This window comes from Rhodopseudomonas sp. P1, from assembly GCF_039642825.1.
Classification (GTDB): Bacteria; Pseudomonadota; Alphaproteobacteria; order Rhizobiales; family Xanthobacteraceae; genus Rhodopseudomonas; species Rhodopseudomonas palustris_H.
The window spans coordinates 2,714,621-2,729,852 of the sequence record NZ_CP088006.1; the positions used below are offsets into that span (position 1 = coordinate 2,714,621).

The 15,232-nt window shown below is 65.4% G+C and carries 14 protein-coding genes; 10 read left to right on the forward strand and 4 right to left on the reverse strand.

Annotation, left to right across the window (positions count from 1 at the left end; translation table 11 throughout):
- Window positions 1–101: 101 nt before the first annotated feature.
- The 3 genes from LRC39_RS12570 to tyrS form a co-directional block, all read right to left on the reverse strand.
- The gene (locus LRC39_RS12570) at window positions 102–662 is read right to left on the reverse strand and encodes a cytochrome b (protein WP_107346581.1); all 561 of its coding nucleotides are present in this window, start codon (window positions 660–662) and stop codon (window positions 102–104) included.
- Window positions 663–884: 222 nt separating this feature from the next.
- Window positions 885–2,102 (reverse strand): MFS transporter, encoded by a 1,218-nt coding sequence (locus LRC39_RS12575; protein ID WP_346294540.1) that lies wholly within the window; start codon window positions 2,100–2,102, stop codon window positions 885–887.
- Window positions 2,103–2,186: 84 nt separating this feature from the next.
- The gene (gene tyrS, locus LRC39_RS12580; RefSeq protein WP_164572175.1) at window positions 2,187–3,443 is read right to left on the reverse strand and encodes a tyrosine--tRNA ligase; all 1,257 of its coding nucleotides are present in this window, start codon (window positions 3,441–3,443) and stop codon (window positions 2,187–2,189) included.
- 157 nt (window positions 3,444–3,600) lie between these two features.
- Between tyrS and LRC39_RS12585 the strand changes: the two genes are divergently transcribed.
- Window positions 3,601–4,704, forward strand: a complete 1,104-nt coding sequence (locus LRC39_RS12585; RefSeq protein WP_346294541.1) for an anhydro-N-acetylmuramic acid kinase — start codon at window positions 3,601–3,603, stop codon at window positions 4,702–4,704.
- Between the two features lie 9 nt (window positions 4,705–4,713).
- On the opposite strand, the gene LRC39_RS12590 is transcribed toward LRC39_RS12585, so the two are convergent.
- Window positions 4,714–5,361, reverse strand: a complete 648-nt coding sequence (locus LRC39_RS12590) for an alpha/beta hydrolase (RefSeq protein ID WP_011158012.1) — start codon at window positions 5,359–5,361, stop codon at window positions 4,714–4,716.
- A gap of 236 nt (window positions 5,362–5,597) precedes the next feature.
- On the opposite strand from LRC39_RS12590, the gene LRC39_RS12595 reads away from it, so the two are divergent.
- From LRC39_RS12595 to goxA, 9 genes are all read left to right on the forward strand, one after another.
- Window positions 5,598–6,770, forward strand: a complete 1,173-nt coding sequence (locus tag LRC39_RS12595; protein WP_346294542.1) for a cysteine desulfurase family protein — start codon at window positions 5,598–5,600, stop codon at window positions 6,768–6,770.
- A gap of 82 nt (window positions 6,771–6,852) precedes the next feature.
- Window positions 6,853–8,349, forward strand: a complete 1,497-nt coding sequence (gene sufB / locus LRC39_RS12600; RefSeq protein ID WP_346294543.1) for a Fe-S cluster assembly protein SufB — start codon at window positions 6,853–6,855, stop codon at window positions 8,347–8,349.
- A gap of 133 nt (window positions 8,350–8,482) precedes the next feature.
- A complete protein-coding gene (gene sufC / locus LRC39_RS12605) occupies window positions 8,483–9,241 on the forward strand; it encodes a Fe-S cluster assembly ATPase SufC (RefSeq protein WP_107355569.1) in 759 nt (252 codons plus the stop codon).
- Window positions 9,242–9,264: 23 nt separating this feature from the next.
- Window positions 9,265–10,578 carry a Fe-S cluster assembly protein SufD gene (sufD, locus tag LRC39_RS12610; protein WP_346294544.1) on the forward strand — a complete coding sequence of 438 codons (1,314 nt, stop codon included), beginning with the start codon at window positions 9,265–9,267 and terminating at the stop codon, window positions 10,576–10,578.
- On the forward strand, window positions 10,575–11,822 hold the full coding sequence (locus LRC39_RS12615; protein ID WP_263988360.1) for a cysteine desulfurase: 1,248 nt from the start codon (window positions 10,575–10,577) through the stop codon (window positions 11,820–11,822). The genes sufD and LRC39_RS12615 overlap by 4 nt, the downstream gene beginning before the upstream one ends.
- On the forward strand, window positions 11,819–12,187 hold the full coding sequence (locus LRC39_RS12620; RefSeq protein ID WP_013502742.1) for an SUF system Fe-S cluster assembly protein: 369 nt from the start codon (window positions 11,819–11,821) through the stop codon (window positions 12,185–12,187). The genes LRC39_RS12615 and LRC39_RS12620 overlap by 4 nt, the downstream gene beginning before the upstream one ends.
- A gap of 7 nt (window positions 12,188–12,194) precedes the next feature.
- Window positions 12,195–12,611 carry a VOC family protein gene (locus LRC39_RS12625; RefSeq protein WP_107355572.1) on the forward strand — a complete coding sequence of 139 codons (417 nt, stop codon included), beginning with the start codon at window positions 12,195–12,197 and terminating at the stop codon, window positions 12,609–12,611.
- Between the two features lie 129 nt (window positions 12,612–12,740).
- On the forward strand, window positions 12,741–13,112 hold the full coding sequence (gene sufA, locus LRC39_RS12630) for a Fe-S cluster assembly scaffold SufA (RefSeq protein ID WP_107344400.1): 372 nt from the start codon (window positions 12,741–12,743) through the stop codon (window positions 13,110–13,112).
- A gap of 155 nt (window positions 13,113–13,267) precedes the next feature.
- Complete coding sequence (gene goxA / locus LRC39_RS12635; RefSeq protein WP_346294545.1) at window positions 13,268–15,232, forward strand: CTQ-dependent glycine oxidase GoxA; 1,965 nt, start codon at window positions 13,268–13,270, stop codon at window positions 15,230–15,232.

Sequence of the window (15,232 nt, forward strand, 5' to 3'; positions counted from 1 at the left end):
GGGTCTGGCCTCTGGCCCGCCCGACGACAATTCCGCGAAGTAATCCAGCTCGGTGCACGGAGCTGGATTGCTCGTCGCGTCGCCAATGACGAGGTTTGCCGTTACTTGCCGCGCAGCCACGGCACCATGCGGCCGAGCGTTGCGTCGTGACGGAAGTACTGGTGCCACAGCGCGCCGATCACGTGGATCAGCACGACGATCGCGGTCAAAAGGAACAGCGGTTCGTGCGCCGCATGCAGCGCGCCGGCGATCGCGTCGTTCTTGGCGAGCGGCGGGATGCCGAGCAGGTCGACGCCGCGGCCGGAGAACAGCGTCATGCCGAGGCCGGTGATCGGGACCGCGAGCAGCAGCAGGTAGAGCAGGCCGTGGCTGATCCGGGCGATCACCTCGGTGATGCGCGGCGAAGGCACGAGATCGGGCGCGCCGTGGATCTTGATCCACAGAATGCGAACTACGCCGAGGCCCAGCACGAGGGTGCCGATCGCCTTGTGCCAGCTGTAGAGCGTGCCGCGCAGCGGGTCGGTCTTCTCCAGCCCGTGTGCGTATTGCATCGAGGCGAACAGCGCGATCACGGCGAAGAAAATCAGCCAGTGAATGAGGACAGCGAGCGCGCCGTATTGGGCGGGCCGTTTGTCGGCGGTATCAAGAGTCGTGGTGGTCATGATGTCTCCGAAGCGAAATCGCGGCATGTCAAAGCCCGCCGCGCGAGCAGCCCATCGGACAATGATGCCCGGCAGAGCGGCGGCAGCGTGTGATCGAGCGCAATTTGGCCGAACACATTTTGCTGATCGCAGAGGCGAGGGGCCGCTAATGGCCCGGTCTATGCCACGCACGGATTGCGAAGTCATGACTGATGGCTGCGACTGAAACGCAACAGCGCGCGCTTATTGTCGCTCCCGCAGCGCCGGGACTACCAGGAACGGGATCATGCCGAGCACCACGCTCACCAGCGCGAAGCCGAGCACCGGATTGTAGCTTTGGGTGAGGTCATGAAGCAGGCCGCCGCACCATGAACCGAACGCCGAGCCGAGGCCGCTACCGATCGAGATCGTGCCGTAGATCGTGCCGACGCGCTTGCCGCGGAAGATGCTCATCGCGGTGGCGGTGATCAGCGGGCCGCGCGAGCCGATCATCGAGCCGAAGCAGATCACGAAGCCGCCGAGCAGCAACAGGTTCGGATACCACTGCAGCAGCCAGAGCAGCCCGAGGCCGGTGATCGAGATCGCATAGGAGAACAGGATCGACGGACGCCGTCCGATCACGCCGTCGAGCCAACTCACGCCGAGCATGCCGACCACCAGCACGACGCCGGAGAAGCCCCAGGCGGTCGCCGCCTGCAGCGGGGTGAAGCCGGCGTCGACCAGATAGGCGACCACCTGCGCCGAGATCGAATACATCCCGATCGCGGTGAAGAAGAAGGTCGCGAACAGCGCCCAGAACGCGTGGTGGCGCATCGCGCTTCCCAGCGTCCAGCCGTCATCATCGGCATCGTGCGCAGGCCGCTGCGCGTGGGCGTCCGCCCCGGCGGCGAACCGCCGCCACGGCAGCAGCGACAGCGGCAGCAGCAGGATCAGCATCGCGCCGCCGAGGATCAGATACGCCTCGCGCCAGCCGACCCGCTCGATCAGCACCTGCGCGATCGGCAGCATCACCAGCACGCCGGCCCCGATCGCCGAATACACCACCGCCATCGCGGTCGGCAGCCGCGCGCCGAACCAGCGGCCGAGCAGGATCGAATTCGGAACGTTGCCGGTGAAGGCGATGCCGAGGCCGACGCACAGCCCGACGGTGATCTGCAATTGCCATAGCCGCTCGGCATAGGCGGCGATCAGCAGCGCGCCGCCGAGCAGCGCCATGCCGAGCGTGTAGACCGCGCGCGGGCCGGACCGATCGAACAGCCGGCCAACCAGCGGTGAGGCGAGGCCGGTGCACAGCGCCGTCAGCGAATAGATCGACACCACCTCGGCGCGGTCCCAGCCGAACGAGGCCGAGATCGGCAGCAGGAACACGGTGAAGCTCTCGCCGAGCCCGCGGCCGAGCAGCGACAGCACGAAGCACAGGCCGAGAATGCACAGGCCGGTGCGCGAGGCACGGTGATCCAAGGACGATCCTTCCCGAACGAGTCCGCGTTTTTCACATCGAACGCGGTTTTGCCGGAAAGGAGCAGAGCCTGCCCGCGAATGGGGCTATGCAAGCCGAAGCAGCACGTGCTTCTTCTTGCCCATCGACAGCTTGATTACGCCGTCCGATGACAGGTCGGTCGCGGTCAGCGTCATCTTCTCGTCGGTCACCGGCGCATCGTTGACCTTGAGGCCGCCCGCCTTGATCTGGCGGCGGGCTTCGCCGTTGGAGGCGACCAGCCCGGTCTTTTCCGCGAACGCCACCAGCACGCCGATCCCGGCATCGAGCTCGCCGCGGCTAATCTCGACGCTCGGCAGGTCCTGCGCGGTGCCGCCCTGTTCGAAGGTGGTGCGCGCGGTGGCTTCCGCCTTGTCGGCCGCCTCGCGGCCGTGCATCAGCGCGGTCGCCTCGGTGGCCAGGATCTTCTTGGCGTCATTGATCTCGGCACCCTGCAGCTTCGACAGCCGCTCGATTTCGTCCATCGGCAGCAGCGTGAACAGCTTCAGGAAGCGGCCGACGTCGGCGTCCTCGGTGTTGCGCCAGTACTGCCAGTAATCATACGGCGCCAGCATGTCGCCGTTGAGCCAGACGGCACCGGCGGCGGTCTTGCCCATCTTGGCGCCCGACGCGGTGGTGAGCAGCGGGCAGGTCAACGCGTGGAGCTGATGCGTGCCCATGCGGCGGCCGAGGTCGACGCCGTTGACGATGTTGCCCCACTGATCCGAGCCGCCCATCTGCAGATTGCACTTGTAGCGGCGCGCCAGTTCGACGAAGTCGTAGGACTGCAGGATCATGTAGTTGAACTCGATGAACGACAGTTCCTGCTCGCGCTCGAGCCGCAGCTTCACCGAGTCCATCGTCAACATGCGGTTGATCGAGAAGTGGCGGCCGACGTCGCGCAGCATCTCGATGTAGTTCAGCTTGGTCAGCCACTCGGCGTTGTCGGCCATCACCGCGTCGCTGTGACCGTCGCCGAACTTGATGAACTTCGAGAACGTGCCCTTGATCGACTCTTTGTTGGCGTCGATCTGCTCGTAGGTGAGGATCTTGCGAGTCTCGTCGCGGCCGGACGGATCGCCGACGCGCGTGGTGCCGCCGCCCATCAGTGCGATCGGCTTGTTGCCGGTCGCCTGCAGCCAATGCAGCATCATGATCGAGAGCAGATGGCCGACATGCAGCGACGCCGCGGTGCAGTCGTAACCGACATACGCGACCACTTCGCCCTTCGCCGCGAGCGCGTCCAGCGAGTCGGGGTCGGAAATCTGATGAATGAATCCCCGGCTTTGGAGAACATTCATAAAATCAGACTTAAAAGCGGTCATCTGTATCGGTCTCTGATCACGGTTATTTCACGCATCGCGCAGATCGCGCGCGAAGACGCCCAGGAATGTCTTTCGGGCGCGTTACCCTGTGGCATTATAAGAACTAGGTGTTTGACACAAGTTGGACATTCCGCAGCGGCCAGAGAAGGCGCGTGCCATGATGATGACGGCGATCGGACTGATGAGCGGGACGTCGCTCGACGGCGTCGATGTCGCTCTGATCAAGACCGACGGACGGCGCGTCGCTGCGCTCGGACCGTCGGGCTACCGGCCCTACACCGAGACCGAACGCAGCCTGTTGCGCCAGGCGCTTGCTGAAGCGGTGCAACTGACCGCGCGGGATGCCCGGCCGGGCGTGCTCGCCGAGGCCGAACGCGCCGTGACGATCGCCCATGCCGAGGCCGTTGCCGCCTTCGTGGCGCAGAACAGGCTGTCACCCGAAAGCGTTGATATCGTCGGCTTCCACGGTCAGACCGTGCTGCACCGGCCGGCCGAAAAGCTCACGGTGCAGATCGGCGATGCCAAGGCGCTGGCCAAGGCGATCCGCATCCCGGTGGTGTGCGACTTCCGCGCCGCGGATGTTGCGGCCGGCGGGCAGGGCGCACCGCTGGTGCCGGTGTATCACCGCGCGCTGGCGCAATCGCTCGGCCGTGACGGTCCGATCGGCGTGATCAATGTCGGCGGCGTATCCAACGTCACCTATATCGACGGCACCGACACGCTGATTGCCTGCGACACCGGCCCCGGCAATGCGCTGCTCGATGACTTCATGTTCCGCAAGCTCGGCAAGCCGTTCGATTGCGAAGGCCGGCTGGCGGCGCAAGGTGCGATCGATCAGACGTGGCTCGCAGAAGCGCTGCAGCATCCGTTCTTCGCCAAGCCGGCGCCGAAATCGCTCGATCGCAACGACTTCGCCGGGCTGGCCCAGCGCGACTGGTCGCCGGCCGACGGAGCCGCGACGCTGACGGCGTTCACCGCGCGCGCGATTGCGTCGGTGCTGCCGCTGCTGCCGAAGCCGCCGCAGAGCTGGATCGTGACCGGCGGCGGTGCGCGCAACCTGACGCTGATGCGGATGCTGCGCGAGGCGCTGGCCCCGGCCAGCGTCGAGAGCGCCGATGCGCTCGGCTGGTCCGCCGACGCGATGGAGGCGCAGGCGTTCGGCTTCCTCGCCACACGCGGGCTGAAGGGCCTGCCGCTGAGCTATCCGGCCACCACCGGCGTCGCCTTTCCGATGACCGGCGGGCTGTTGGCGCGGCCGTAGCCGCGCGCCTCAGCGAACGTTGGCGAGCCGCATGTCGAGATAGGACGTGATCGTCTCCATCAGCGGCTCCATCCGGTCTTCGAAGAAGTGGTTGGCGCCCGGGATGGTCTGCTGGTCGATCACGATGCCCTTCTGGGTCTTCAACTTCTCGACCAGGGTGTTAACGTCCTTGGCCGGGGCGACGATGTCCTTCTCGCCATGCACGATCAGGCCGGACGAAGGGCAGGGCGCCAGGAACGAGAAATCGTAGCGGTTCGGTTCCGGCGCGATCGAGATGAAGCCTTCGACCTCGGGGCGGCGCATCAGCAGCTGCATGCCGATCCATGCGCCGAACGAGAAGCCGGCGACCCAGCAGGCGCGGGCTTCGGGATTGATGGTCTGGGCCCAATCGAGCGCGGAGGCGGCATCGGCCAGCTCGCCGGTGCCGTGGTCGAACGAACCTTGGCTGCGGCCGACGCCGCGGAAATTGAACCGCAGCACCGAGAAGCCGCGGGCCACAAACGCGTAATACACCTGATAGACGATCGGGTGGTTCATGTTGCCACGGAACTGCGGATGCGGGTGCAGCACCATCGCGATCGGCGCATTCTTCTGCTTCGCCGGGTGGTAGCGGCCTTCAAGTCGGCCCGCCGGACCGGTGAAAATAACTTCGGGCATCAGCGATCCTTGCGCGACATCGTGGGATTCGGCCTGGCGCGCCGGGCGCGCGCGGGTCCTGCCAGCAACGGCCGCCGGCTGCCGCAATGCGGATGGGGCAGGTGGCCGGCGGAAACGGGGAGCTGCGTTCTAGCATGGAGCGCAGGGCCAAATGCAAGCATATTGAGCAGGGTGGCCGCCGGCGGCGGTGCCAGGGGACGGACCCTCAGTCGTCCCGAGACAAGGAATGAAGCGTGGTGACGGCCAATCGAGTGTATCTGGACTGGAATGCGACCACGCCGCTGCGGCCGGAGGCCAAGGCGGCGATGACGGCAGCGCTCGACGTTGTCGGCAATCCGTCGTCGGTCCATGCCGAGGGCCGGGCCGCTCGCGGGCTGCTCGAACAGGCTCGGGCGCAGGTGGCGGCCGGGGTCGGTGCAGCGCCGCGCGACGTGGTGTTCACCTCCGGCGGCACCGAAGCCAATGCGCTGGCGCTCACACCTGGACTCCGGATCGGTGTGGAACCCACTGAAAGACTGCTGCTTTCAGCCGTGGAGCATGCCTCGGTTCTGAGCGGCGGCCGGTTCCCGGCGGAGCGTGTCGGCCAGATCCGTGTGACGGCAGACGGCGTGCTCGACCTCGACCATCTGCGCGCGTTGCTGGCCGATGGCGGTCCGGCGCTGGTGTCGGTGATGCTCGCCAACAACGAGACCGGCGCACTTCAGCCGATTCGTGAAGTTGCTGAGATGGTGCATAAAGCGGGCGGCGTGCTGCACGTCGATGCGATCCAGGCGCTCGGCAAGATTCCATTCGGAATCAAGGAACTCGGCGCCGATCTTATCTCGCTGTCTGCACACAAGATCGGAGGGGCGAAAGGCGTCGGCGCGCTGGTGCTGAGCCCGAAGCTGACCGGGCCTGAGCCGCTGCTGCGCGGCGGAGGTCAGGAGCTGGGGCGGCGCGCCGGCACTGAGAACCTGATCGGCATCGCCGGCTTCGGCGCCGCGGCCGCGGTGGCGATTCCGGCGATCGCGGACGACATGGGCCGGATCGAAGGATTGCGGACACGGCTCGAGGCGGGCTTGCGACATATCGCCGGGGACGACGGGGTGATCATGTCGGCCGGCGTGCCTCGGCTGCCCAACACCACGTTGTTCGCAATCGCGGGATTACGCGCCGAGACCGCGGTGATCGGCTTCGATCTGGCGGGAATCGCGGTGTCGTCGGGCTCGGCGTGTTCGTCCGGCAAGGTGCAGCCATCGCACGTGCTCGAAGCGATGGGGTTCGGTCCGGAACTTGCACGGTCGGCGATACGGATCAGCCTCGGCTGGTCGAGTAGCGAATCCGACATCGATCGATGCCTGCAGGCTTGGAGAAAGCTCGCCGGCAACCTAACTAAAAGGGATCATGAAACAGTGCTTGAACGGTTCTAAGAGGGTTTCATCCCGCGCCGGATCGTGTAAGCATGTCTCAGCAGATCCACCGCGGTCCTTGAAACCGCGAGCGGAGGTTTGAATGGCTGCCGTACAAGAGACCGTCGATCGGGTCCGCCAGATCGACGTCGATCAATATCGATATGGATTCGAGACACTGATCGAATCCGAGAAGGCTCCGAAGGGGCTTTACGAAGATATCGTCCGCTTCATTTCGGCGAAGAAGAACGAGCCCGACTGGATGTTGCAGTGGCGGCTCGATGCCTACCGCCGCTGGCTGACGATGACCGAGCCGAGCTGGGCGCGGGTGTCCTATCCGAAGATCGACTTCCAGGACCTCTACTACTACGCCGCGCCGAAGCCGAAGAAGACCGTCGGCTCGCTCGACGAGATCGATCCTGAGATTCTCAAGACCTACGAGAAGCTCGGCATCCCGCTGCGCGAAGTCGCGCTGCTGGAAGGCGTCGAGCCGCAGCCGGGTGCGCCGGACTCGCCTGGCCGCAAGATCGCAGTCGACGCGGTGTTCGACTCGGTGTCGGTGGCGACCACGTTCCAGGCCGAACTGAAGAAGGCTGGCGTGATCTTCATGCCGATCTCGGAGGCGATCAAGCATCACCCCGAGCTGGTGCAGAAGTATCTCGGCAGCGTGGTGCCGACCTCGGACAATTTCTACGCGACGCTGAACTCGGCGGTGTTCTCCGACGGCTCGTTCGTCTACGTGCCGCCGGGCGTGCGCTGCCCGATGGAGCTGTCGACCTACTTCCGCATCAACGAGCGCAACACCGGCCAGTTCGAGCGCACGCTGATCATCGCCGACAAGGGCTCCTACGTCTCCTATCTCGAAGGCTGCACCGCTCCGCAGCGCGACGAGAACCAGCTTCACGCCGCCGTGGTCGAGCTGGTGGCGATGGACGACGCCGAGATCAAATACTCGACGGTGCAGAACTGGTACCCGGGCAACTCGGAAGGCAAGGGCGGCATCTACAACTTCGTCACCAAGCGTGGCGACTGCCGCGGCGCCAATTCCAAGATCTCCTGGACCCAGGTCGAGACCGGGTCGGCGATCACCTGGAAGTATCCGAGCTGCATCCTGCGCGGCGACAATTCGCGCGGCGAGTTCTACTCGATCGCGATCTCGAACGGCTATCAGCAGGTCGATAGCGGCACCAAGATGATCCATCTCGGCGAGAACACCACGAGCCGGATCATCTCCAAGGGCATCGCTGCCGGCAAGTCGCAGAACACCTATCGCGGCCTCGTCACCGCGCATCGCAAGGCCAACGGCGCGCGCAACTTCACCGCCTGCGACTCGCTGCTGATCGGCGACCAGTGCGGCGCGCACACCGTGCCCTACATCGAAGCCAAGAACGCCTCGACGCTGTTCGAGCACGAGGCGACCACGTCGAAGATCTCCGAGGACGTGCTGTTCTATTGCATCCAGCGCGGCCTGTCGCAGGAGGAGGCGGTCGGCCTCGTGGTCAACGGCTTCGTCAAGGACGTGCTGCAGCAACTGCCGATGGAATTCGCGGTGGAAGCGCAGAAGCTGATCTCGATCAGCCTCGAAGGTTCGGTCGGCTAACGCCGGCAGCTTCACGAGGTGGCCGCGCCGCGGCCGCCTCGCAGGATCCGCAACGAGAACGTCATATCAACTCATCCTTCGAGACGCGCGCTGCGGTCGATCCTCAGGATGAGAGCCAAACAGGAAGGTCGTTATGCCCGCATTGCTCGAAGTGAAGGACCTCAAGGTCAGCGTCGCGGATCGCGAGATCCTGCACGGGCTGACACTCACCGTGAACGAAGGCGAAGTGCACGCGATCATGGGGCCGAACGGCTCCGGCAAGTCGACGCTCAGCCATGTCATCGCCGGCAAGCCGGGTTATGAAGTGACCGGCGGCGAGGTCCTGTTCAAGGGCGAAGACCTGCTCGCGATGGAGCCGAACGAGCGCGCCGCCAAGGGCGTGTTCCTCGCGTTCCAGTATCCGGTCGAAATCCCCGGCGTCGCCACCATGAACTTCCTGCGCACCGCGCTCAACGCGCAACGTAAGGCGCGCGGCGAGGACGAATTGTCGACGCCGGATTTCCTGAAGCGGGTCCGCGAAGTCTCCGGCTCGCTCGGCATCCCGCAGGAGATGCTGAAGCGCGGCGTCAATGTCGGGTTCTCGGGCGGCGAGAAGAAGCGCAACGAGGTGCTGCAGATGGCGCTGTTCCAGCCCAGCCTGTGCATCCTCGACGAGATGGATTCCGGCCTCGACATCGACGCGCTGCGGATCGCCTCTGAAGGCGTCAACGCGCTGCGTACGCCGAACCGCTCGATGATCGTCATCACCCACTATCAGCGGCTGCTCGACTACATCGTGCCGGACGTCGTCCACGTGATGTCGAAGGGCAAGGTCGTCCGTAGCGGCGGCAAGGAGCTCGCGCTCGAGCTCGAAGCCAACGGTTACGCGCAATATCAGGAAGCCGCGGCCTGAGCGCCGCCGATCGGGACACGGTCATGAACATCGCAGTGGCGAAACCCGACAAGCCCGACACCGCCAGCGACAATTTCGCTGCAGTCAGCGCCCGCGTGCCGGGTACGGGCAAGGTCGCCGACACCCGCCGTCAGGCGCTCGACACATTCCAGCGGATCGGCTTGCCGCACCGCCGGATCGAAGACTGGAAGTACACCGACCTGCGTGCGCTGATGCGCGAGGTTCTGCCGCTCGCTCCGGCCCCAGAGGCGACCGCGCTGGCGCAGGCCGAGGCTGCCGCCAAGCTGCATGCGATCGACGGCGTGCGCCGTTTGGTGCTGGTTGACGGCGTGCTGGCGCCCGGTCTGTCGGACCTTGCGGAGCTGGAAGCCGGCCTGACGGTCCGCAGCCTGCGCGAGGCGCTGCAAAGCGGCGACGACCGCGTGCTGTCGCTCGACACCGCCGATCCGATGGTGGCGCTCAACACCGCGCTGATGACCGACGGCGTCGTTATCGAGGTTGCGGACGGTACTACGCTGGCCCGGCCGCTGCACATCCTGCACATCGCTTCCGGCGGTGCGCCGGCAGCGATGTTCACCCGGTCGCGGGTCGCGCTCGGCAACGCCGCGGTGGCGACGGTGGTCGAAAGCTACGTGGCGGGCGAGGGCGTTGGTGCCTATCAGGTTCACGACTCCGCGGTGATCGCGATCGGTGATCACGCCCGGCTCGACTACGTGCGGATCGTCGAAGACTCCCGCGACGCGTTCAACACCACCTCGGCGGCGGTCTCGGTCGGCGCGCATGCGCATTTCAACGCGTTCGGCATCACCACCGGCGGGCTCGTCAGCCGTTATCAGGCGGTGGTGACGGTGGCTGGCTCGCACTCCGAAGTGCAGACCAACGGCGTCAATCTCCTCAACGGCAAGCAGCACGCCGACACCACGCTGGTGATGAACCACGACGTGCCGCATTGCGCCAGCCGCGAAGGTTTCCGCGCGGTGGTGGACGACCGCGGCCACTCGGTCTTCCAGGGCCGGATCAACGTCCGTCAGCCGGCGCAGCAGACCGACGCCAAGATGATGACGCGGGCGCTGCTGCTGTCCGACGAGGCCGAGGTCGACAATAAGCCGGAGCTCGAAATCTTCGCCGACGACGTCACCTGCGGCCATGGCGCCGCGGTCGGCGCGCTCGACGACTCCTTGCTGTTCTATCTGCGCGCCCGCGGCCTGCCGCAGAAGGAAGCCGAGGCGATGCTGATCCAGGCGTTCGTCGGCGAGGCGATCGAAGCGATCGCGGACGATAATTTGCGTGAGCTGGTGACCGCAGCTGCGGTGCGCTGGCTGGAGGCGAGGCGATGAGTACGCATCCGGCGGTCAGCAACGGCAGCTACGACGTCGACCTGGTCCGCGAGGACTTTCCGGCGCTGGCGCTGCAGGTTTACGGCAAGAAGCTGGTGTATCTCGACAACGCAGCCTCGGCGCAGAAGCCGCGGCAGGTGCTGACACGGATGACGCAGGCGTATGAGAGCGAATACGCCAACGTGCATCGCGGCCTGCATTATCTCGCCAACGCCGCGACCGAAGCCTATGAGGGTGGCCGCACCCGCGTGCAGCATCTGCTCAACGCCAAGCGGCCCGAAGAGATCATCTTCACCCGCAACGCCACCGAGGCGATCAACCTGGTGGCGTCGTCGTGGGGCGCGACGAACATCGGCGAGGGCGACGAGATCGTGCTCTCGATCATGGAGCACCATTCCAACATCGTGCCGTGGCACTTCCTGCGCGAGCGCCAGGGCGCGGTGATCAAGTGGGCGCCGGTCGATGATGAAGGCAACTTCCTGCTCGACGAGTTCGAGAAGCTGCTGACCGCCAAGACCAAGCTGGTCGCGATCACCCAGATGTCGAACGCGCTCGGCACCGTCGTTCCGGTCAAGGACGTGGTGAAGATCGCCCATGCCCGCGGCATCCCGGTGCTGGTCGACGGCAGCCAGGCGGCGGTGCATCTCGCCATCGATGTCCAGGACATCGACTGCGACTTCTATGTGATGACCGGCCACAAGATCTATGGCCCGACCGGGATCGGCGCGCTGTACGGCAAGTACGACGTGCTAGCCAAGATGCGGCCCTATAACGGCGGCGGCGAGATGATCCGCGAGGTCGCGCAGGATTGGGTGACCTACGGCGATCCGCCGCATCGATTCGAGGCCGGCACGCCGGCGATCGTCGAGGCCGTCGGCCTCGGCGCCGCGATCGACTACGTCAATTCGATCGGCAAGGAGCGGATCGCCGCCCACGAACACGATCTTTTGACCTATGCCGAGGAGCGGCTCCGCGAGATCAACGCGCTGCGGATCATCGGCAACGCCAAGGGCAAAGGCCCGGTGATTTCCTTCGAAATGAAGGGCGCACACCCGCACGACGTCGCCACGGTGATCGACCGGCAGGGGATCGCGGTCCGCGCGGGCACCCATTGCGTGATGCCGCTGCTGGAGCGGTTCCAAGTCACTGCGACGTGCCGTGCGTCGTTCGGCATGTATAATACCCGTGAGGAAGTGGACCAACTCGTCAGTGCGCTGATCAAGGCGCGGGATCTGTTCGCATGACCGATACGATCGAAGCCAAAGCCAACATGCAGACCGTCTCGGCGCTGCCGCCGGAGGAGACCGAGCGGCTCGGCACCGAGATCGTGGCCGCGCTGAAGACGGTGTTCGACCCGGAAATCCCCGCCGACATTTACGAGCTCGGGCTGATCTACAAAGTCGAGATCAAGGACGATCGCACCGTCGACCTCGACATGACGCTGACGACGCCGAACTGTCCGGCTGCGGCCGAGCTGCCGACCATGGTCGAGAACGCGGTGGCCAGCGTGCCCGGCGTCGGCGTGGTCAACGTCAACATTGTCTGGGAGCCGCCGTGGACTCCGGAGCGGATGAGCGATGAAGCCCGGCTCGTGCTGAATATGTGGTGAGGACGGATTGGGTCTGCGTCTGAACGGAGTGATCGAAACGGCGCTGTATGTCGACGACCTCGATCGCGCCCGAAGCTTCTACCAGGACGTCCTGCTGCTGAGTCCGATGACGAGCGATCAGCGGTTTTGTGCTTTCGACGTGGGCGGCCGCAACGTTCTGCTGCTGTTCAAGCGGGGCAGCACGCTGGAGACGGTCCATCTGCCGGGCGGCACGATCCCGCCGCATGATGGCAGCGGACCTGTCCACATCGGACTGTCGGTCGATCGCGACCGGCTCGGCGAATGGGAAGCGCGCCTGACGGAGCATGGCGTGGAGATCGAAGGCCGCACAGACTGGCCGCGCGGCGGGTCGAGTATCTACTTCCGTGATCCAGATCGCCATCTGTTGGAACTTGTGACTCCGGGGGTCTGGCCGATCCATTAGGTGGCAAACGGCGAGGAGCTGGTAACACCTTTCGAAGTGGCGGTTGCGTAACTATCTGAAGGTCCGGCTGGTCGCCGGCTAAGCGGCGAACGTCTCCGGGTAGGTCCGGCAACAGGAGTGGGAAACACCATGGCTACGGCACGTCCTCGGCCTCAAGTGATGCGGCTCACCGATGCCGCGGCCATTCGCGTGAAAGAACTCATGGGCCGCGCCGACAGCGAGATTCTCGGCCTGCGCGTCGGGATCAAGAATGGCGGCTGCGCCGGACAATCCTACACGGTCGAGTACGCGCACGATATCAAGCCGAACGACGAAGTCATTGAAGACAAGGGCGTGAAGATCCTGGTCGATCCGAAGGCGGTGTTGTTCCTGCTCGGTACCGAGATGGACTACAAGGCCGACAGGATGCAGGCGCAGTTCGTGTTCAACAACCCGAACCAGATCTCAGCGTGCGGCTGCGGCGAGTCCGTGGAGCTGAAGCCGGCCTCGATCGACGGCTGAGTTCCGTCGGATCTGATTCAAACTTTACGTCCTGTCAGAAGTGTAGAGCGCGCGGTACGATACCGCGCGCTATTTGCGTGTGCGAATTAAGTGCACTTTAAGGCGCAGCAAGCGAATACCTCTCCAAGGGTGGAACCACAGGGGAGGATCATCAGATGAAGCGCCGCGATTTTCTGCTCGGAGCTGCAGCCGTCGGCCTCGGAGGGCCGTTGCTGGCGAAGGCGGCGATCTCGTCGTTGCACGCGCAACCTGCAGCACCAAAAGGCGCAAAAATCGCCAAGGTCGCGATCTTCCCGGCGATCGGCTTCTCCCGGGTCGGTAACGCCGAGGACTGGTTTCTGGCGCCGGAGGTGCCGGGCCTGCTCGACGAGCCCGAAGGAGGCTTCAAGGATAAGCAGGGACGGATCAAGAAACAGGTGCAGCGCTTCCGCCTGTTCGGCTACGACGACCAGGGCCGCGTGGTGCGCGAACTCGATGGCGCCGATGGCGTGACCTGGAGCGTGCACGTCGCCAACACCAAGGCGGCCTGGTACGGTTTCGTCAACGCGATGGATCGCGGCGACACTGCGCCCGGCGTTCCCGGCGCGCAGCGCAACGCCTTCGTCGCGGCCGACAAGCGCGAAGCGATGCTGTGCATCGACGCCGGCAAGCTGGAGATTTCCGGCGCCTCGACCAACCCCAAGGGCGGCGACGACAAGTATCGGATGAAGGGCCGGTTCTGGCAGACGCTCGACGTCTCGCTCGGCCATCTGCGCACCGACGACAAGGGGCGCCTGTTGGTGTTCGCCGCCGATGGCGTTTCACGCACCGCGCTGCCGCAGAATCCGGTGCGCGACTTCACCAACAATGACGGCTGGCACGACGACTGGGCCGACGGCTGGGTCAAGGCGACCGTCACGGTCGACGGCCAGAAGCTCGATTGCGATCCGGCCTGGGTGGTGTGTTGCGGACCGAAATTCGCGCCGCAGCTCGAGCCGATCGTGACGTTGTACGACGCTGCGCGCGAAGCGATGGTGGCGCTCGGCCAGATGCAGAGCCCGACCGACAAGGTGTCGTTCCGCCGCGACGTGCTGCCGATCCTGCGCCGCGCTGGCGCGATGCAGTGGGTGGCGACGGCGTCGTTCCTCGGCGCCGCATGGAACGATATCGGTGATCTGTCCAGTCCGGCGACGATCGAGACGCTGGCCAAGCCCGGTGCCGATGCCAAGGCCGAGCGCAAGAAGGTGTTCGATGCGTTCCGCAAGCCGGACGGCAGCGATCAGCGCGGCTACGCGATTCCGATCATGCTCGGCGACGGCGTCAACTATCAGGACAGCCCGCACGCCTGGCTGGCGCTGACGCCGACGCAGTATCGCGTGCTCGAACTCTGGGCCGACGGCAAGTTCGAGGCGGACTACGCTGACAAGAGCGCGGACTCCGTTCGCACGCTCGACGATCTGCCGATCGAACTACGCCCCGAGGCGATGACGCGTGCTGCGCTCGACGCCTGCTCGGGCGGCGCTTTCCATCCCGGCGTCGAGATCACCTGGCCGATCCGCCACAAGGCGCTGTATCGCGGCCCGAACGAGACCAAGTTGCCGTTCCGCCTGGCGCTGTCGAACCGGAAGAACCTGGCGCAGGATGTCGGGCTGCAGCTCAATCCGGTCAACGTGTTTGCCGGCAATCCCGACAAGCCGAACCAAGGCAGCCCGATCGGCCCGCAGGCGCCGGGCGATCTGACGCGGTGGATGGGCGTGCCGTGGCAGGGCGATGCGTTCAGTTGCCAGGCGGTGCTCACCGCCAGCGGCTTCCCGACGCCGGTGTGGTGGCCGGCGCTGTTGCCGGTCGATGTGCTACCCGAGGCGTTCTATCAGCAGATGATGCGCACCGACCTCACCGAGGAGGAGCGGCTGCGGTTCTATCACACGCGGGTGCCGTGGGCGCGCGGCGCCGCAGGCATCGGCCTGCACGTCGAAGCGGGCTACACCGACGGTCTGCGCCGGATGATCGAGCTATGGACGCAGATGGGCGTCGTGGTGCGCCGTCCCGGCCCGAAGGGGCTGCCGGGTGTGCCCGACCAACTCTATGTCGAAGTCCAACGCGGCTCGATGGACATCGCGGCGCCGACGCTGGCGCGCTGA

Bases quoted from the DNA above. Each gene is read 5' to 3' on its own strand.
- LRC39_RS12615 (WP_263988360.1), top strand. From the start codon at position 10,575: ATGAGTACGCATCCGGCGGTCAGCAACGGCAGCTACGACGTCGACCTG.
- sufD (WP_346294544.1), top strand. From the start codon at position 9,265: ATGAACATCGCAGTGGCGAAACCCGACAAGCCCGACACCGCCAGCGAC.
- LRC39_RS12590 (WP_011158012.1), bottom strand. From the start codon at position 5,361: ATGCCCGAAGTTATTTTCACCGGTCCGGCGGGCCGACTTGAAGGCCGC.
- tyrS (WP_164572175.1), bottom strand. From the start codon at position 3,443: ATGACCGCTTTTAAGTCTGATTTTATGAATGTTCTCCAAAGCCGGGGA.
- LRC39_RS12570 (WP_107346581.1), bottom strand. From the start codon at position 662: ATGACCACCACGACTCTTGATACCGCCGACAAACGGCCCGCCCAATAC.
- sufB (WP_346294543.1), top strand. From the start codon at position 6,853: ATGGCTGCCGTACAAGAGACCGTCGATCGGGTCCGCCAGATCGACGTC.
- sufC (WP_107355569.1), top strand. From the start codon at position 8,483: ATGCCCGCATTGCTCGAAGTGAAGGACCTCAAGGTCAGCGTCGCGGAT.
- LRC39_RS12620 (WP_013502742.1), top strand. From the start codon at position 11,819: ATGACCGATACGATCGAAGCCAAAGCCAACATGCAGACCGTCTCGGCG.
- goxA (WP_346294545.1), top strand. From the start codon at position 13,268: ATGAAGCGCCGCGATTTTCTGCTCGGAGCTGCAGCCGTCGGCCTCGGA.
- sufA (WP_107344400.1), top strand. From the start codon at position 12,741: ATGGCTACGGCACGTCCTCGGCCTCAAGTGATGCGGCTCACCGATGCC.
- LRC39_RS12585 (WP_346294541.1), top strand. From the start codon at position 3,601: ATGATGATGACGGCGATCGGACTGATGAGCGGGACGTCGCTCGACGGC.